Annotated in this window: 20 protein-coding genes; 6 read left to right on the top strand and 14 right to left on the bottom strand. The window is 66.5% G+C overall.

Annotated features, from left to right (window positions below; translation table 11 throughout):
* Positions 1-35 precede the first annotated feature (35 nt).
* On the top strand, positions 36-632 hold the full coding sequence (gene wrbA / locus ACXI0U_RS24275; RefSeq protein ID WP_271659561.1) for an NAD(P)H:quinone oxidoreductase: 597 nt from the start codon (positions 36-38) through the stop codon (positions 630-632).
* Positions 629-880, top strand: a complete 252-nt coding sequence (locus ACXI0U_RS24270) for a hypothetical protein (RefSeq protein ID WP_374979490.1) — start codon at positions 629-631, stop codon at positions 878-880. Before wrbA ends, ACXI0U_RS24270 begins: the two co-directional genes overlap by 4 nt.
* A gap of 297 nt (positions 881-1,177) precedes the next feature.
* Here ACXI0U_RS24270 and ACXI0U_RS24265 read toward each other — a convergent pair whose 3' ends face one another.
* From ACXI0U_RS24265 to ACXI0U_RS24240, 6 genes are all read right to left on the bottom strand, one after another.
* Entirely contained in the window at positions 1,178-1,642 is a 465-nt protein-coding gene (locus tag ACXI0U_RS24265; RefSeq protein ID WP_184488228.1) for an inhibitor of vertebrate lysozyme family protein, read from the bottom strand.
* A 9-nt stretch (positions 1,643-1,651) separates the two neighbouring features.
* A complete protein-coding gene (locus ACXI0U_RS24260) occupies positions 1,652-1,813 on the bottom strand; it encodes a DUF1328 domain-containing protein (RefSeq protein ID WP_021218842.1) in 162 nt (53 codons plus the stop codon).
* A 32-nt stretch (positions 1,814-1,845) separates the two neighbouring features.
* Positions 1,846-2,040, bottom strand: coding sequence for a hypothetical protein (locus ACXI0U_RS24255; protein ID WP_021218841.1), 195 nt, complete (start codon positions 2,038-2,040; stop codon positions 1,846-1,848).
* A 21-nt stretch (positions 2,041-2,061) separates the two neighbouring features.
* Complete coding sequence (locus ACXI0U_RS24250; RefSeq protein WP_021218840.1) at positions 2,062-2,325, bottom strand: hypothetical protein; 264 nt, start codon at positions 2,323-2,325, stop codon at positions 2,062-2,064.
* Between the two features lie 258 nt (positions 2,326-2,583).
* Positions 2,584-3,018 (bottom strand): ferritin-like domain-containing protein, encoded by a 435-nt coding sequence (locus ACXI0U_RS24245; RefSeq protein ID WP_021218839.1) that lies wholly within the window; start codon positions 3,016-3,018, stop codon positions 2,584-2,586.
* A 32-nt stretch (positions 3,019-3,050) separates the two neighbouring features.
* Positions 3,051-3,884, bottom strand: coding sequence for a BON domain-containing protein (locus tag ACXI0U_RS24240; RefSeq protein ID WP_479550929.1), 834 nt, complete (start codon positions 3,882-3,884; stop codon positions 3,051-3,053).
* A gap of 228 nt (positions 3,885-4,112) precedes the next feature.
* On the opposite strand from ACXI0U_RS24240, the gene algB reads away from it, so the two are divergent.
* Positions 4,113-5,459: a sigma-54-dependent response regulator transcription factor AlgB gene (algB, locus tag ACXI0U_RS24235; protein ID WP_021218837.1), complete on the top strand. Its 1,347-nt coding sequence runs from the start codon at positions 4,113-4,115 to the stop codon at positions 5,457-5,459.
* Positions 5,456-7,231 carry an ATP-binding protein gene (locus ACXI0U_RS24230; RefSeq protein ID WP_043243836.1) on the top strand — a complete coding sequence of 592 codons (1,776 nt, stop codon included), beginning with the start codon at positions 5,456-5,458 and terminating at the stop codon, positions 7,229-7,231. The genes algB and ACXI0U_RS24230 overlap by 4 nt, the downstream gene beginning before the upstream one ends.
* Positions 7,232-7,433: 202 nt before the next feature.
* Here the strand turns inward: ACXI0U_RS24230 and ACXI0U_RS24225 are convergent, their stop codons facing one another.
* The 3 genes from ACXI0U_RS24225 to ACXI0U_RS24215 all read right to left on the bottom strand — a co-directional run bounded on the left by ACXI0U_RS24225 (position 7,434) and on the right by ACXI0U_RS24215 (position 9,589).
* Positions 7,434-8,246 (bottom strand): N-acetylmuramoyl-L-alanine amidase, encoded by an 813-nt coding sequence (locus tag ACXI0U_RS24225; RefSeq protein WP_479550928.1) that lies wholly within the window; start codon positions 8,244-8,246, stop codon positions 7,434-7,436.
* The gene (locus tag ACXI0U_RS24220; protein ID WP_021219840.1) at positions 8,243-8,836 is read right to left on the bottom strand and encodes a MarC family protein; all 594 of its coding nucleotides are present in this window, start codon (positions 8,834-8,836) and stop codon (positions 8,243-8,245) included. Before ACXI0U_RS24220 ends, ACXI0U_RS24225 begins: the two co-directional genes overlap by 4 nt.
* Before the next feature lie 72 nt (positions 8,837-8,908).
* Entirely contained in the window at positions 8,909-9,589 is a 681-nt protein-coding gene (locus ACXI0U_RS24215) for a hypothetical protein (RefSeq protein WP_043243839.1), read from the bottom strand.
* Positions 9,590-9,785: 196 nt separating this feature from the next.
* On the opposite strand from ACXI0U_RS24215, the gene ACXI0U_RS24210 reads away from it, so the two are divergent.
* Positions 9,786-11,207: a DASH family cryptochrome gene (locus ACXI0U_RS24210; protein ID WP_479550927.1), complete on the top strand. Its 1,422-nt coding sequence runs from the start codon at positions 9,786-9,788 to the stop codon at positions 11,205-11,207.
* A gap of 6 nt (positions 11,208-11,213) precedes the next feature.
* Here ACXI0U_RS24210 and ACXI0U_RS24205 read toward each other — a convergent pair whose 3' ends face one another.
* The 5 genes from ACXI0U_RS24205 to ACXI0U_RS24185 form a co-directional block, all read right to left on the bottom strand.
* On the bottom strand, positions 11,214-13,313 hold the full coding sequence (locus tag ACXI0U_RS24205; RefSeq protein ID WP_479550926.1) for a GGDEF domain-containing protein: 2,100 nt from the start codon (positions 13,311-13,313) through the stop codon (positions 11,214-11,216).
* Positions 13,310-14,188, bottom strand: coding sequence for an endonuclease/exonuclease/phosphatase family protein (locus ACXI0U_RS24200; protein ID WP_021219844.1), 879 nt, complete (start codon positions 14,186-14,188; stop codon positions 13,310-13,312). The genes ACXI0U_RS24205 and ACXI0U_RS24200 overlap by 4 nt, the downstream gene beginning before the upstream one ends.
* 21 nt (positions 14,189-14,209) lie before the next feature.
* On the bottom strand, positions 14,210-14,839 hold the full coding sequence (locus tag ACXI0U_RS24195) for a thiol:disulfide interchange protein DsbA/DsbL (protein ID WP_021219845.1): 630 nt from the start codon (positions 14,837-14,839) through the stop codon (positions 14,210-14,212).
* Positions 14,840-14,992: 153 nt separating this feature from the next.
* Positions 14,993-15,598 carry a c-type cytochrome gene (locus tag ACXI0U_RS24190; RefSeq protein ID WP_021219846.1) on the bottom strand — a complete coding sequence of 202 codons (606 nt, stop codon included), beginning with the start codon at positions 15,596-15,598 and terminating at the stop codon, positions 14,993-14,995.
* 53 nt (positions 15,599-15,651) lie between these two features.
* Positions 15,652-15,942: a c-type cytochrome gene (locus tag ACXI0U_RS24185; RefSeq protein ID WP_031287843.1), complete on the bottom strand. Its 291-nt coding sequence runs from the start codon at positions 15,940-15,942 to the stop codon at positions 15,652-15,654.
* A 175-nt stretch (positions 15,943-16,117) separates the two neighbouring features.
* On the opposite strand from ACXI0U_RS24185, the gene yihA reads away from it, so the two are divergent.
* Entirely contained in the window at positions 16,118-16,765 is a 648-nt protein-coding gene (yihA, locus tag ACXI0U_RS24180) for a ribosome biogenesis GTP-binding protein YihA/YsxC (protein ID WP_479550925.1), read from the top strand.
* Positions 16,766-16,842 lie beyond the last annotated feature (77 nt).

Raw genomic sequence — 16,842 nt, 5'->3', positions numbered from 1 at the left:
TCGGTCGATGACGACCTCTGTCCTGGGAGATGACGATGAAGAAGGTCCTGGTGCTCTATTACTCCATGTATGGCCATATCGAACGCCTGGCCGAAGCGGTGGCCGAGGGCGCGCGCAGCGTGCCGGGCGTGGAGGTGACCCTCAAGCGCGTCGCCGAGACCATCCCCGAGGACATCGCCCGCAACGCCGGCGCCAAGCTCGACCAACCCGCCGCCGTGGCCAGCCCCCAGGAGCTGGCGGACTACGACGCCATCCTCTTCGGCACCCCGACCCGCTTCGGCAACATGGCGGGGCAGATGCGCACCTTCCTCGACCAGACCGGCGGCCTCTGGGTGAAAGGCGCCCTGGTGGGCAAGTTCGGCAGCGTGTTCACCTCCACCGGCACCGGCGGCGGCTCGGAAACCACCATCACCTCGTTCTGGAACACCCTGGCCCACCACGGCATGCTCATCGTCGGCCTGCCCTACGCGGCACCCGAGCTGACCGACATCAGCGACGTCCGCGGCGGCTCACCCTACGGCGCCGCCACCCTCGCCGGCGCCGACGGCTCACGCACGCCGACCGACAAGGAACTCGCGCTCGCCAGATTCCAGGGCGCACACGTAGCCAAGTTGGCGACACGACTCCAATGACGGGAAAGAAAATAACCAAGGCCGGCAGGACGCTGGCCCTCTTCGCCGGGCTCACCCTGCTCGCAGGGTGCGCCGGGACGCTGCACACCGGCAACGGCGGTTGGGCACCGGGGAATCAGCAGGTCTACCTGCTAGCTCCAGCGGGAATGCACGGCAATCAGACAGTGGACGGTACGATCCACGCGCTCAGCCTCTACATGAATGGCCTGCTGGCCAGCGACAAGGTCCGCCCGAGCTGGGGCTATTGAGTCACTGCTTGAAGCTTGAAGCTTGAAGCTTGAAGCTTGAAGCTTGAAGCTTGAAGCTTGAAGAAGACTCCAGCTCCCGGCTTTTGTCTTCCAGCTTCCAGCTGCTTTTCTCTTCCAGCTGCTTTTAACGCTACCACCGAGAAGCTGGATCACAGCTTCCCGGTGGCGGCTTCGCCTGACCCGGCCCGCGTTCGCGGAGGTAACCCCTTTACCCCTAGGTCATGCCGCTCTACCGACGCGGAACAACCCGGCCCCATGGTCATGGCCCCGCCTGCGGGGCCTGTGGTCTGAATGGCTTCAGTACCAGTTCGGATCGCTTTTCAGCTGGTCCTCGAGAATCGCCTTGACCTCATCATCCGGTTCGCCCAGCCAGCGCTTGCTGGCGTGGCGGCTCGGTGATTTGTCCTGGGGCAGGCCTTCCGGCACTTGCACCAGCAGGGCGTAGGCGTCGTCCTTGTCCCAGCTGAAGGCGACGAGCAGTCGTTGGCTGGCGCAGGCATGCGGTTCGCACAACTCGCCAACCAGGTATTTATCGCCGTCCTGGTCCACCGCCTTCATCGGCGGTGCCGTCCCGCTCAGGTTCATTACCCATTCGGGCAGACGGCTTTCGTCCTTGACCAGCGCCTGCCAGGTCTCGCGGTACTGCGGGTCAGTGCCCAGCAGTTCGTTGAGCCTGTGCTGCGCGTCGGTATCGGCCGCCAGCACCAGGGTGCTGGCGAAGCCGAACGCGGCGGCGGCGCAGAGATCACGCAGGATGCGCATGCTGCCTCCCTAGCCCCTGCGGCGACCGAAGATGAAGGACACCACGAACAAGACCAGGAACAGCACGAAGAGAATCTTCGCGATACCTGCTGCGGTGCCGGCGATACCACCGAAGCCCAGAACGGCAGCGACGATGGCGATGACGAGGAAGGTAAGTGCCCAGCTGAGCATGATGGTTTCTCCTGCTTCGGTTTGTCGGGTTCTCAGTGCGCCGGCGACCAGGCCGGGTCGTGCTGAGCCGGCTGCGAGGCGAGGGCCTCGTCCGCCGGGGGATTGATGAAATCGATATCGCTGAAGTCGTTGCTGTCCTGCAGCGCCTGGCCAACCGCCAGGGCACTGCCGAGCATCAATACGGGGAGGATCAGGAGGGCGGTCAGGAACAGGGCGATGGTCCACATCTTCGTATCTCCTTTATGTACTCAGAACACCCAGCGGGGTTGCTGCGGTTGATCGTTCCAGCGCTGCTGGGCAACGCTCTGCAGCGAACCGTCGTGGAGCATGCCGTTGGCATGGAAAGCGGCCGGGGTCGGCGCGATATCCAGGCGGGCCGGCAGCGGGGGCTGCTGCTCGTGGCTGCGCAGGCTCTGGCGCAGCTGGTGTTCGGCCAGGAGGATCAACACCACGGCGAGGGCGGCCAGCAGTACCTTGCCCGCAAGGGCGAGACGCGCATGACGACGGTTCATCCTGAAACACCTCCTGAGCTGTTGATCGATCGAGGGAACCGAAGCTCCCCTGCCTGTCCTAGCGGTCATCGCCGGCTGGCGATTTGCTTTTCCTGATGTATTGATTGCAGAGCGCATGCCAGTTTCTCTAATCAGTTAAATCCATTTAAATTCAATAACTTACGAATTGATTGATCACTGGATCTGCTGGCAACTTGCATGATCGCCAGCGCTGCGTCGTGCGTTTTGCATGGCCGGACATCCCTGTCCGATCCGGGCTCACTTCATCGCCAGCTTCAGGCTGCGCATGCGGTCATGGCAGGCCTTGACCCGGGGCATTTCCTGGGCGAGCAGGCCGCGCACCTCGGGCTCGGCGCTTTCCAGGGCGTCTTCGAAGGCGTGGAGGATGCGATCCTCGGCTTCCTCCAGCTGGCTCACATAGGTGGCCTTCTCGTCGCTGGAGAGCGTGGCGCGGGTGTCCGCATAGACCTGGCGCAACTTGCCGACGAAGGTGCCGCCGGTGGACGGGTCTTCGTGGTTGGCCGCGACCCGGACCGCCAGGGCCTGGATGACCTGGGTCTTGGCCTGGGCCATGTCGCGGAACAGGCCCTGCAGGGCCGGGTCCTTCACTTCGTCGATGGCGTGCTGGTAGAAGCGCTCGCCGTCGCGGGTGATCTCGATCAGCTCGTTGAGTTGCGCAGTGGTATTGGTCATGGCGTTTCTCCTTGGGGGTACGGGTCGCGCGTTCAGCCGGCGACCTTGAGGGATGCGGCGTGCACATCGAGCACGCCGCGAACATTTCTGGCCGTTTCCACCGCCAGCGCCTTTTCTGCCGCCGTGGCCACGTTGCCGGCGAGGCGCACCACGCCGTCGTCGGTTTCCACGGAGATATCCAGAGCGGCGAGGTTGTCGCTGGAGAGGAAGCGGGTCTTCACCTTGCCGGTGATCCAGGCGTCGCCCAGCAGGCTGCCGGCCTCGGCCCGTTGCTCACCGTCGCGCTGGGCGGTGCCGGGGTCGGCGCTGAGGTGAATGGCGTTGTCCACCCGCTCGACGCCCTCGGTGCTGGCGGCCAGCTTGCCGGCCATCTCACGGGCCTCGGCGCTGGCGGAGCGACCACTGAGGGTGACCAGGCCTTCGCGGGTCTCGACACCGATGTCGAGACCTTGGGTGGTGGTGTTCCACAGCAGCTTGGATTTCACCTTGGCGGTGACGGTGGCGTCGTCGAGGTGGCTTTCGGCGGCGGCAATGGACAGCAAGCGAGGCCGAACGCCCGGGTCGACGCGGATGAGGTTATCCACAGCGTCGATACCCTCGACGCCGAGGGCGACCTGCTCGGCCAGCTCGCGGTTGACTTCATTCGCCACGGTGCCGGTGAGCGTGGCCAGGCCATGCTCGACATCGACGTTGAGGGAGAAGGGGCCGAGGTGATGGTTGAAGGCGAAGGCGGTCCAGATGCTGCCTTCCTGGCGGGCTTCGCGAATCTGTTCGCTGAAGCCGTCCCCGGCGGCCGCCGGCAGGGCGACCAGTCCCAGCAAGGCGCTACCGGCCATGGCGAGCGCCAGGCTGTGCAAGTGCGGCATGGAAACCTCCTGTCATCCACTTCGGCGCTCAGCGCCTCCAGATGCAGGGGTTATCGCAAGGCCTGTGCCAGGCCTTTTCGTGGCGTTTATTCCTTTAAAATCAATTGGTTATTGTAGACGTCCAAATACCCGCTGCATGCAGGCTGCAATACATGTATGAAAGGACCTTGCAACTTGCACGATAATTCCTGGACTAAGCGATACGACTGAACAATGCGGAGCGACAAAATGGCATCAGCAACGGAAACCAAGGGACGCATCCTGCTGGTCGACGATGAGTCGGCGATTCTGCGCACCTTCCGTTATTGCCTGGAAGACGAGGGTTACAGCGTGGCCACCGCCAGCAGTGCGGCACAGACCGAGGCCATCCTGCAGCGCCAGGTGTTCGACCTGTGCTTCCTCGACCTGCGCCTGGGCGATGACAACGGCCTGGATGTGCTTGCGCAGATCCGCGTGCAGGCCCCCTGGATGCGGGTGGTGATCGTCACCGCCCACTCGGCCGTGGACACCGCCGTGGACGCCATGCAGGCCGGCGCGGCCGACTACCTGGTGAAACCCTGTAGCCCCGACCAGCTGCGCCTTTCAGCCGCCAAGCAGCTGGAAGTGCGCCAGCTCACCGCGCGCCTGGAGGCCCTGGAGGGCGAGGTGCGCAAGCCGGGCGACGGCCTGGATTCGCAGAGCCCGGCGATGATGGCGGTGCTGGAAACCGCTCGCCAGGTGGCGGGCACCGACGCCAACATCCTCATCCTCGGCGAGTCCGGCACCGGCAAGGGCGAGCTGTCCCGGGCCATCCACGGCTGGAGCAAGCGGGCGAAGAAGGCCTGCGTGACCATCAACTGCCCGTCGCTGTCGGCGGAGCTGATGGAAAGCGAGCTGTTCGGCCACAGCCGCGGCGCCTTCACCGGGGCCAGCGAGAGCACCCTGGGCCGGGTCAACCAGGCCGACGGCGGCACGCTGTTTCTCGACGAGATCGGCGACTTTCCCCTCACCTTGCAACCCAAATTGCTGCGCTTCATCCAGGACAAGGAATACGAGCGGGTGGGCGATGCGGTGACCCGCCGCGCCGATGTGCGCATCCTCGCCGCCACCAACCTCAACCTCGATGAAATGGTCCGCGAGGGCCGCTTCCGCGAAGACCTGCTCTACCGCCTCAACGTCATCACCCTGCACCTGCCGCCCCTGCGCGAGCGCACCGAGGACCTGATCGGCCTGGCCGAGCGCTTCCTCGCCCGCTTCGTCAAGGACTACGCGCGCCCGGCACGCGGTTTCAGCGACGCGGCACGGGGTGCCCTGCTGGGCTACCACTGGCCCGGCAACGTGCGCGAGCTGCGCAACGTGATCGAGCGCGCCAGCATCATCTGTGGCCAGGAACTGGTGGAAATCGCCCACCTGGGGCTGAGCGAAGCGCCGTCCAACAACGCCCCGCGCGTAGGAGCCTCCATGAGCCTGGAGGACCTGGAGAAGGCCCATATCGCCGCCGTGCTCGCGGCCAGCGAAACCCTCGACCAGGCCGCCAAGACCCTCGGAATCGACGCATCGACGCTCTATCGCAAACGCAAGCAGTACGGTCTATGAAGCTGCCGATGAAGCTGCGGACGCGGCTTTTCCTCAGCATTTCGGCGCTGATCACCGTGGCCCTCCTGGGGCTGCTGCTGGGGCTGACCAGCGTCATGCAACTGGCCCGTTCCCAGGAGCGCCTGATCTCCTACAACTTCGCCACCATCGACCTGGGCGAAAAGTTGCGCACACACCTGGGCGACCAGTTGGTGAACCTGACCCGCGAACAGCCGGATATCCAGGCACTGCTCACCTCGCAGCAACGTTTCCTCGCCGTGGTGCAACAGGGCCTGATGAACGCCCGCGACGAGCAGACCCGTCAGGGCTTCCAGGCCATCGCCGACAGCTACGGCGAGTTCCTGCGGGTCAGCGAACGCAACACCGACCGCCGCGACGATGATTTCAGCCAGGCGTTGAACGACACCCGCAATGCCATGCTGGCGCTGCAGAAGCATGCCTTGCAGAGCGCCGCCGAGGCCGAGCAGTCGGCCCGTGAGCGCGCCGGCCTGGTGGCCACCCTGCTGGGCCTGCTGGGCATCGCCGTGCTGCTGATCGGCTTCGTCACCGCCCACGGCATCGCCCGGCGCTTCGGCCAGCCCATCGAGGCCCTGGCCCGCGCCGCCGACCGCATCGGCCAGGGTGACTTCCAGGTGACCCTGCCGATTTCCACGGTCAGCGAGATGGCCTCCCTGAGCCGCCGCTTCGGCCTCATGGCCGAAGGCCTGCGGCTGTTCAAGGAAACCAATATCGAGAAGCTGCTGGCCGAGCAGCGCCGCCTGAAGGCGGTGCTCGACAGCATCGACGACGGCTTGCTGATCCTCGACCGCCAGGGCCGCATCGAACACGCCAACCCGGTGGCCCAGCGCCAGCTGGCCTGGGAGACCGAGCAGCTCGGCCAACCCCTGAGCCAGGCCCTGGGCGACCCGGCCATGGAGGCGCCCACCCAGCAGGTGCTGCGCGGCCAGCCCCTGGAGCAGGTGCCGCCGGACCTGGCCATCGAGGTCGAGGGCGAGAGCCGCCTGCTGAGCTGGCGCCTGACCCCGGTGAGCCTGGACGAGGAGCGCATCCTCGGTGCGGTGATGGTGCTGCGCGATGTCACCGAGCAGCGCGCCTTCGAGCGGGTGCGCAACGAGTTCGTGCTGCGCGCCTCCCACGAGCTGCGCACCCCGGTGACCGGCATGCAGATGGCCTTCGGGCTGCTGCGCGAACGCCTGGTCTTCGCCGAGGAGTCCCGCGAGTCCGACCTGCTGCTGACGGTGGACGAGGAGATGCAGCGCCTGGTGCGCCTTATCAACGACCTGCTGCACTTCTCCCGCTACCAGAACGGCATGCAGACCCTGACCCTGGCGCCCTGCGATATCGACGACCTGCTCGGCGCCCTGCGCACGCGCTTCCAGGAGCCGGCGCAGAACAAGGGCATCAGCATCGAGCTGGACCTGCAGGAGCCGCTGCCCCGCGTGCCCATCGACCGCCCCCAGGTGGAGCGGGTGCTGGACAACCTGGTGAGCAACGCCATCCGCCACACGCCCAATGGCGGGCATATCCGCCTGCAGTCGCGGCGCCATGGCGAGCGGGTGATCCTCAGCGTCGAGGACAACGGCGAAGGCGTGCCGTACAGCCAGCAGGCGCGCATCTTCGAGCCCTTCGTGCAACTGGGCAGCTACACCGGCGGCGGCGTTGGCCTCGGCCTGGCGCTGTGCAAGGAGATCGTCCAGCTGCACGGCGGCCGCATCGGCATCTACTCGCGCCCCGGCGAAGGCGCGCAGTTCTACCTGGCGCTGCCGCTCTAGCGGCGGGCTTGAACGCTATTTGGAGGATGGGTAGAGCGAAGCGAAACCCATCACCTCGGCGCGGCAGGGGCGGGTAGAGGGTGCGGCGCCAGCAGGCGAAGGGGGGTGCACGATGAGGAGGGTCGCGTCCGAGCGAGATCACTCAGGTAAAGCCCACCGTCATCACGCCAGCCACCGTCCGGTGCAGGGCGCGATTCTAGCGTCAGTAAAACGTCACGGGACGGAGTGGCAGCGCCTCGCCCGGCATGCGGTTGAGCACCAGCAGCAGGGCGGCGGTCTCGGCGTCGGGCTGGCCGTCGAACAAGTGCGGGCGGTACTTCATCTGGAACGCGGCGATGACGTTGCGGGTGGCCTCGTCCAGCTGTCCGTTGCGCGGCACCGGGTAGCCCTGGCGGGCCAGCTGCATCTGGAACCAGCCGACGGTGGGCAGTGCCTGGGCGAAGCGCGCCTGCTCCACCGCCACGGCGGAAGCCTCCGGCCAGGGCACGAGGCCGGCGTCGGCGAGGCGCTTCCAGGGGAACAGGGGGCCGGGATCGACCTTGCGCTGGGGGGCGATGTCGCTGTGCCCGATGATGCTGCCCAGGGGCAGGTTGTGGCGCTTGACGATGTCCTTGAGCAGCACGATCAGGGCGTCGATCTGCTGGTCGTCGAAGGGCTGCCAGTTGCGCCCGGTGGCGGTCTGCTCGTAGCCCTCGTTGACCAGCTCGATGCCGATGGTGCTCGCGTTGAGCCAGGTGCGGCCCTGCCATTCGCTCTGGCCGGCGTGCCAGGCGCGCCGGTTCTCGTCCACCAGCTGGTAGATGGTCGGCGGCTGGGCGCCGATCAGGTAATGGGCGCTGACCTCGCCATGGGTGAGCAGCGCGAGGGAGTGCTCCAGGTCGGTCGAGGTGTAGTGCAGCACCACGTACTGCACGCGGCTGTTCTGGTTGACCGAGGTCTGGCTGCGATCGATGCGCGGGCCGCTGGTGCAACCGGCGAGCAGGGCCAGCAACAGGCCGAGGGCTAGGGTTTTCATGGGGTGATGTGTAGCACGCTTTGCAGGTTGTCCAGGAGCATGTCGACACTGAGCATGATCAGCAACATGCCGGTCAGGCGCTCCACCGCCATCAGCCCGCGCTGGCCGAGGAAGCGCTGCAGGAAGGCTGCCTGGAGCAGGATCAGGGCGGTGCAGGCCCAGGCCACCAGCACGGCGACGTAGAGCTCCCAGAGCTCGCCCTGGTGGGTGTTGCGCAGGGTCATCAGCACCGCCAGCGCGGAGGGGCCGGCCACTGCCGGGGTGGCCAGGGGCACCAGCATGGGTTCGCCGTCCGGCAGGTCGCCGAGCACGCCCTCGGGCCGCGGGAAGATCAGGCGCAGGGCGATGATGAAGAGAATGATGCCGCCGGCGATGGCGATCGCCTCGCGGGACAGGCCGAGGCCACTGAGGATGTTTTCGCCGAAGGTGAGGAACAGCAGCAGCAGGCCGAGGGCGAACACCAGCTCACGCAGGGCCACCTTGAGCCGGCGCTCCGGCGCCACGTTCTTCAGGGCGGCGAGGAAGATGGCGATGTTGCCGAATGGGTCGGTGACCAGAAAGATCAGCACGGCGATGCCGAGAATTTCCATGGGCGCTCCTCAACTGAAGGACGAAGTGTAAAGGGCGCTGGCGGCGACGTCTCGCCGCCGTGCCGATCGGGGTCAGAAGTGGTACTTGAGCGTGCCGTTGACTGCGCGCTGCTCGCGGGAGGCGTTGCCGCGCACGTCGTCCAGCTCGCTGTAGCCACCGCTCTGCTGCAGGTACTGGATGCCGAGGAATAGCTGGCGACCCTGGGCGAAGAAGTAGTCGCCGGCATCGAAGCTCAGCTGCGGGCTGAAGCTCAGGCCCTGTTCGCGGTCGCCTTCGGCACCGGCCCAGTCGAGGCCGCCATCGAGCATCCAGCTGGCCTCGCCGAGGCGGAAGGCATAGGCCCAGGCGCCGCTGAACTGCACGCTGTGGCCGGGTTCGTCCTGGTCGTCGCGGTCGTAGAGGCTCAGGGTCAGGTAGTCGAAGCCGGGGGCCTGCAGGTCGAAGGCCGGGCCGAGCAGGTTGCCGCCCTGGCCAGGCGCCGGGGCCGCCTGGGCACCGCTGAGGCGCATCTGCAGGGGCGCCGGGGTGTGGCCGGGCAGCTCCGCCAGGGCCTTGGGCGAGAGGCCGGCGGTGAAGGCCGGGCGCTCGGTGGCGAAGCTGAGGAAGCTCTCGCCGGCGGAATAGGGCAGGGTGGAGAACTGCAGGTTGCTGTCCTGCAGGTGCAGCAATTCGTTGCCGGCGACCTGAACGGCGCCGAAGGTCAGGGCAAAACCACCCAACCAGCTGGCGATACGGGAAAAGGAAAGACGCATTGACGATGTCTCCACAGGTGAATGCAGGCAGGGCCCGCGAAAAAAGGGGCGGATTATACGCAGCTCCCGGCCCGACGGCAGCAACGCCACCGGTCATCCTCCCGGCGGCACTGTTCAAGCCCGGCGAAAAGCCTATAACGTCTAGAAGCCAGCGGAATCAGTTGGCATAGGGAAATGCCTGCCGAGGATTTACGTCATGCGTCGTACTCTGCTCTGGTTCAAACAGGATCTGCGCCTCGATGATCACCCCGCCGTGCAAGCGGCGCTGGCGACCGATTGCGTCCTGCCGCTGTTCGTTTTCGACCCGACCCTGCTGCGCCCGGGCGACCTCGGGATCCGCCGCATGGGCGTGCACCGCGCGCGCTTCCAGCTGGAGAGCCTCACCGCCCTGGACGCCGAGCTGCGCCAGCGCGGCTCGCGCCTGCTGGTGGTGCAGGGCAACGCCGCGCAGGTGATCCCGGCGCTGCTGGAACACCTGGACCTGAACGAAGTACTGACCCTGGAGGAGGTGGCACCCCAGGAACGCACCCTGGTGGAGGAGCTGCGTCAGGCACTCGGCGACATTCCGCTGCGTGAGCTGGCCGGCAACAGCCTGCTGCGCCGCGAGGAGCTGCCGACCCCGGTGGAGCACCTGCCGGCGGTGTTCAGCCAGTTCCGCGAGCAGGTGGAGCAGCGCCCCAGCGTCTATCAACCACGCTCGGCCCCGGCGGCCTTGCCGCCCCTGCCCGAAGCGGTGGAGCTGCTCTTCGAACCCCTGCCGACGCCAACCCGCCTGGGTCTGGGCGAGCCGGTCGGCCCGCCCATCAGCGCCTTCCCCTTTTCCGGCGGCGAGGTCGCGGCACTGGCGCGACTGCGCGATTACCTGTGGGCGACCCAGGGCGTCCGCACCTACCAGGAGAATCGCAACGGCATGGTGGGCAGCGAGTACTCCTCCAAGTTCTCGCCCTGGCTGGCCAACGGCAGCCTCTCGCCGCGCCGCGTCGCCGCCGAGCTGCGCCGCCACGAGGCGCAGTACGGCGCCAACGCCTCCACCCACCAGTTGTGGCAACAATTGCTATGGCGTGATTACTTCCGCTGGACCCTGCTGCGCCATGGCCGCGCGCTGTTCGAAGCCGGCGGCCTGAAGGCCACGGTGCGCGCACCGCAGCAGCTGGACGAACGCTTCGAACGCTGGTGCCAGGGCCGCACCGGCATGCCGCTGGTGGACGCCAGCATGCGCGAGCTGGCAGCCACGGGCTTCATGTCCAACCGCGGCCGCCAGGTGGTGGCCGCCTACCTGGTGCACGACCTGGAGCAGGACTGGCGCCATGGCGCCGCCTGGTTCGAAGAACACCTGCTGGATTACGACCCGGCGAGCAACTGGGGCAACTGGGCCTACCTGGCCGGCGTGGCCAGCGATCCACGGCGCAGCCAGGCCTTCAACGCGCTGCGCCAGGCCCGGCATTACGACCCGGATGCGACCTACGTGAGCCTGTGGTTGCCAGAGCTGCGAGCGCTGCCCCAGGCGTTGCGGCATACGCCCTTCCAGCTCTCGCGCCTGCAGCTGGACGCCCTTGACTACCCGCGCCTGGAGCATGTGCCGGAAGACTGGAAGCCCTACCTGACCCACGCCGCCTGAGGCGGCTCAGCCCAGTTCGATGCGGTTGCGACCTTCGCGCTTGGCGCGGTAAAGCGCCTGGTCGGCGCGTTCGAACGCCTGCTCGTCCTTCTCGCCTTCGACGAAGGACACCAGCCCTCCCGACAGCGTGATGGTCACCGGCTCGCCCTTGAAGTGGAAGGGGCATTGCTCGATGGCCGAGCGCAGGGTGTCGAGCAACTGCTGGCCACCCTCCAGGGGCGTGGCGGGGAGCAGCAGGACGAACTCCTCGCCGCCGAAGCGGGCGATGAAGTCGGTCTTGCGCAGGCGCTTGGCGATCTCGCCGGCGATGATCTTGAGTACCTTGTCGCCGGCCAGGTGGCCGTAGTTGTCGTTGATGCGTTTGAAGTGGTCGATGTCCAGCACCGCCAGCAGCAACTCGCCGCCATAGCGCTTCCAGCGCGCCACTTCCAGCTCCAGGCGCTCGCTCCAGGCGGCGCGGTTGGGCAGGCCGGTGAGCGGGTCGCTGAGGGCTTTCTGCCGCTGTTCTTCCAGGTGGTCGCGGAAGGCACTGGCCTCCTGTTCCATGGTGGCGACGCGATCCACCAGCACCTTGAGGCGTCCGCCGACTTCTTCTTCGCGGGCGGCGCGCTGGCGCTGGTAGTCGTTCATGGTGCTGAGCAGGCCGTCGAGGCGCTTTTCCACGGCGCGCTTGAGGTCGTCCAGGTCGGTGGCGTCCTGCACGCTGCTCTGCAGGTCGCTGACCTGCTCGCGCAACTGGTCGTCGAGCACGCGCGCGCTTTCCAGGGTCTCGCTGTAACCCTCCTGGGCGGCGGAAATGGAGGCGACGAAGGCGACCAGGCGCTCGTTGAGCTGCTTGAGGTAGATGGCGAAGTCACGGTGCTCGCTGTTGGTGACGGCCAGCACCAGCACGGCGAGGTCGTCCAGCACGGGCACCAGTTCGTACCAGTTCAGGCCACCTACCAGACGCTCGCGAAGGGCTTCGCCCTGGGGCTTGTGGCGCTCGGGCAGGTCGAGCTCGTCCAGCAGCCCGCGCAGGCTGGCGGCGACGTGGGGCGCGACGGCGCTGTAGCCGGGTTCGGGCGGCGTGGGCAGCGCGTAGCCCGGGTCGCCTTCGCCGGTGAGCAGCGCCGCCGGCAATGGCAGGCTGTCGAGGCGCGGCGTCAAGCTTGGGCTGACACCATCGGCCAGCGCGGTGACAGGCGCCGGAGCGGCTGCAGCGAGTGGCTCGACCGGGGCGGCAGGAGCAACCTCGGGCACAAGGGGCGCAACCACCGGTGCCGCTTCGGCGACCACCTGGGCCGAGGCAGACTGCTCGGTGGCGGCTGCCGGGGTGGGTACGGGAGCCTGGGCAGGGGCAGGGGCAGGCGCCGGAGCGAGAGCCGCAGCCACGGGGGCCGCCTCAACGGTAGGCGGCACGCCGGGAGCTGGCACGACAGGAGCCGGGGCGGCAGCGAGCGCCTGGGCCGGCGATGCGGGCTCGTCGTCCAGCGGGCGCGCGGCCTGCAATGCGGCAGGTGCCGGGACGGCCGGTGGTGGAGCCAGGGCATCACCTGTCGGCAGCGCGGCGGCAGCGGGCTGGGCGTCTTCGGTGGCGTCACCCTGGCTGCCGAACAGACGCTGCAGCAGGCCGGGCTTGGGCGCGGCAGGGTCGGTGTTGGCGATCTCGTCGAGGGCGCGCTGTTGCAGGCCGCTGAGCTCGCCGAGGAGGGCAGGCATCTCACGCGCCTGGCTGGCGCGCTCGTCGATGCGCTTGGCGAACTGCTTGAGGGATTTGCGCACGTCACGCGGCACATCCAGCTTGAGCAGCTGGTTGGTCAGCCCGGTGAGGGCGCCGACGTTCTGGTCGATCCGTTGCTGGCGACGCTGCTCGGAATCCAGCACGGCCTTTTCCAGGCGCGGGATCAGGGCGGAGAGGCCGGCGTCTATCTGATCGCCACGGATGATCTCGCGCAGCTCCTGCATGCACTGGTCGACGGCCTTGTCGCTGCCTTCGGCGGCGAGGGAGCTGCGCACCAGGCCACGGCGCAGGAGATCGAGGCGGGCGTCCCAGCGACGCTCCAGCTTCTCCTGCTGCTCGAGGCTCTGCAGGTACTTTTCTTTCCAGCGCTGGCCGTCGTCGCTCATGAAGGTGATCCGTCGGGAGTGTCCACCAGGGCCGGCAACGCATCCCCGGTAAGGGACGTGGGCAGGCGGATGTCCACCGCCACTGGCAGGTGGTCGGAGATGGGTTGGCTGAGCACTTGCACGCGCTCCAGGGTCAGGCTGGGGCTGAGCAGGATGTGGTCGAGGCAGCGCTGCGGGCGCCAGCTCGGGAAAGTGGCCTCGACCTGTGGCGCGAGCAGCCCGAGGTCACGCAGGGGCGAGTTCTGCAGCAGGTCGTTGGCGTGGGTGTTCATGTCGCCCATCAGCACCTGGTGGCGGTAGCCGCCGATGAGCTCGCGGATGTAGGCGAGCTGGCGGGAGCGGGCCTTGGTGCCCAGGGCCAGGTGCATCATCACCACCACCAGTGCGTCCTCGCCCTCGCCGAAGCGCATGAGGATGGCGCCGCGCCCGGGCGGGCCGGGCAGGGGGTGGTCTTCCAGCTGGGTGGGCTGCAGGCGGCTGAGCAAGCCGTTGCTGTGCTGGGCGATGCGCCCGAGGTTGCGGTTGAGCTGTTGGTACCAGAAAGGGAAATCGGCCAGGTGGGCGAGGTGCTCGACCTGGTTGACGTAGCCGGAACGCAGGCTGCCACCGTCGACTTCCTGCAGGGCCACGAGGTCGAAATCGCCGAGCAGGGCACCGATGCGCTGCAGGTTGCTGGCGCGGCCGGCGTGGGGCAGCAGGTGCTGCCAGCTGCGGGTCAGGTAGTGGCGGTAACGGCCGGTGCTGATGCCGACCTGGATGTTGAAGCTGAGCAGCCGAAGGCGGCCATCCTTTGGGAGGCCGCTGGAGCCACAATGAGGATTGACCTGCGGAGCCCGCAGGCCAGCGGTTCGATCATTGCTCCAGCGGCGCAGCATCTTCGCTCTGCCGGGCGCCGCTTACTTCGCGGCGCGCTCCTTGGCGATGAGGAAGTCGGCGACCTGGGTGGCCTGCTCGAGGCCGCCCGAAGAACCGATGTCGAAGCGGTACTTGCCGTTGACGATCAGGGTCGGTACGCCGGAGATCTGGTACGCCATGGCGAGCTTCTTGGCCTTCTCCATCTGGCTCTTCACGCCGAAGGAGTTGTAGGCCTTGATGAAGGCCGCCTTGTCGACGCCCTGGCCAGCGAGGAACTCGGCCATCTCGTCGGGGGTGGAGAGCTTCTTGCCTTCTTTGTGGATGGCTTCGAACACGGCTTTATGCACGGCGTGCTCGACGCCCATGCTTTCCAGGGTAATGAACAGTTGGCCGTGGACGTTCCACACGCCACCGAACATGGCGGGGATGCGTACGAAGTTGACGTCCTCCGGCAGCTTCTCGGTCCAGGCGTTCAGGGTGGGTTCGAATTGGTAGCAGTGAGGGCAGCCGTACCAGAACAGTTCCACCACCTCGATCTTGCCGGGCTTGGAAATCGGGACCGGGCTGCTCAGTTCGACGTACTGTTTGCCGGCCTGGATATCCTCGGCCTGTGCGGTCATGCCGAAAAGGCTCGCACTGGCAAGAACGGCGGAAAGAATCAGGTTACGCATGCTCAACTCCTAAGCGGGTCATATGGTTCTGCGGCGGGCCTTGCTTCGACCGATCGCGTTGCGTCGGGTTCCGGCAATTGTAGCGGGGGCGCCAATGAAAAAGGGTGGCCATGGCCACCCTTTTATTTACCGTTTTCTACCGCTGGGCCGGACTTAGTGCAGGCCCTGAATGTAGCTGGAGACGGCTTCGATGTCCTTGTTGCTCAGCTTCGCGGCGATGGCGCGCATGATCATGTTGTCGCCATCGTTGGTGCGGTTGCCTTCGCGGAAGTCGGTCAGCTGCTTGGCCACGTACTGGGCATGCTGGCCACCCAGGTGCGGGAAGCCGGCAGCGGCGTTGCCGGCGCCGTTCGGGGAGTGGCAACCGGTGCAGGAAGGCATGCCTTCTTCCAGTTTGCCGCCACGGAACAGGGCTTCACCGCGCGCGACCAGCTTGGGATCGGCGGCGCCGACACTGCCGGACTGGCTGGCGAAGTAGGCGGCGATGTCGGCCAGGTCCTGATCGCTCAGGTTGGTCAGCAGGCCGGTCATTTCCAGGACCTGGCGGTTGCCGGACTTGATGTCGTGCATCTGCTTGAGCAGATAGCGCTCGCCCTGGCCAGCCAGTTTCGGGAAGTTGGGGGCAGCGCTGTTGCCGTCCGGGCCATGGCAGGCACCACATACGGCAGCTTTCGCCTGACCGGCTTTGGCGTCGCCAGCGGCGTGGGCCAGACCGGTGATGCCCAGGGTCAACAGCAGACTCACGAGTACTTTGTTCATCAGCTAATCCAATTACGGCTAAGGGTGAAAGAGTTAGCGCCGGGCTACCTTGATTATTGGCTCATCCACTGGATGACCGCTTGGTAGTCCTCGGCACTGCAGTCCATGCACAAGCCTCGGGGAGGCATGGCGTTCAAACCATTGGTGACGCTCTTGACCAGAGCATCGTTGCCCTTGGCCAGACGCGGCTCCCAGGCGGCCTTGTCGCCTTTTTTCGGCGCCATAGGCAGTTGACCGTTGTGGCAGGCACTGCAGGTCCGGTTGTAAACCGCTTCCGGATCCTGGGCAGCCTGCGCGCCAAAGGCCAGCGCCGCAAGGCTTGCGACGAGTAGCACTTTCTTCATGATCAACCTCATCAGAGGGGCCCTGCCATGCGTTCTGTCGCGCAACGGTCAGTCCCGTGAACACTGAACCCTGGGGGATAAAGCGCACACTAAATCTGCGGCATTATATACTGGCGATGCTCAAACGGAAACGAAACAGCCCCCTGCGACACCGCGTCGCACCCGTGGACACCTCATGTCATTCAAGAACCCGATCATCGGTCTGTGCCAACAGGCCCGCTTTCTCATCAGTGCCGCCAAGGTGGATCAGTGCCCTCCCGACGAAGGTCTGGAAGTGGCGTTCGCCGGGCGTTCCAACGCCGGCAAGTCCAGCGCGCTGAATACCCTCACCCACGCCAGCCTTGCACGCACCTCGAAGACCCCGGGGCGCACCCAGCTGCTCAACTTCTTCTCCCTGGACGACCAGCGTCGCCTGGTGGACCTGCCCGGCTATGGCTACGCCAAGGTGCCGATCCCGCTCAAGCAGCACTGGCAGCGCCACCTGGAAGCCTACCTGAGCAGCCGCGAAAGCCTGGCCGGGCTGATCCTGATGATGGACATCCGCCATCCGCTGACCGACTTCGACCGGCTGATGCTCGACTGGTCCAGCGCCGGCAACATGCCCATGCACATCCTCCTGACCAAGGCCGACAAGCTGGCCTTCGGCGCCGCGAAGAACGCGCTGCTGAAGGTTCAGCAGGACATACGCAAGGGTTGGGGCGAGGGCGTGACCATCCAGCTGTTCTCGGCACCCAAGCGCCAGGGCATCGAGGAAGCGCAAACGGTGCTGGCCAACTGGCTGCAACTGGGCGAGGAATTCGAGCAGGTCGAGCCGGAAGCCTGAATCGCAGGCAAAAAAAACCCCGAGCTTCGTATGGGGAGGGGGAAGTTCGGGGTTCAAGTCTGAACCGCTAGGGCGGG

The sequence above is a fragment of the Pseudomonas sp. C9D1 genome (assembly GCF_056491235.1).
The sequence above is the reverse complement of the archived record's forward strand: the minus strand, read 5'-3'. Positions and strand labels throughout refer to the sequence as shown.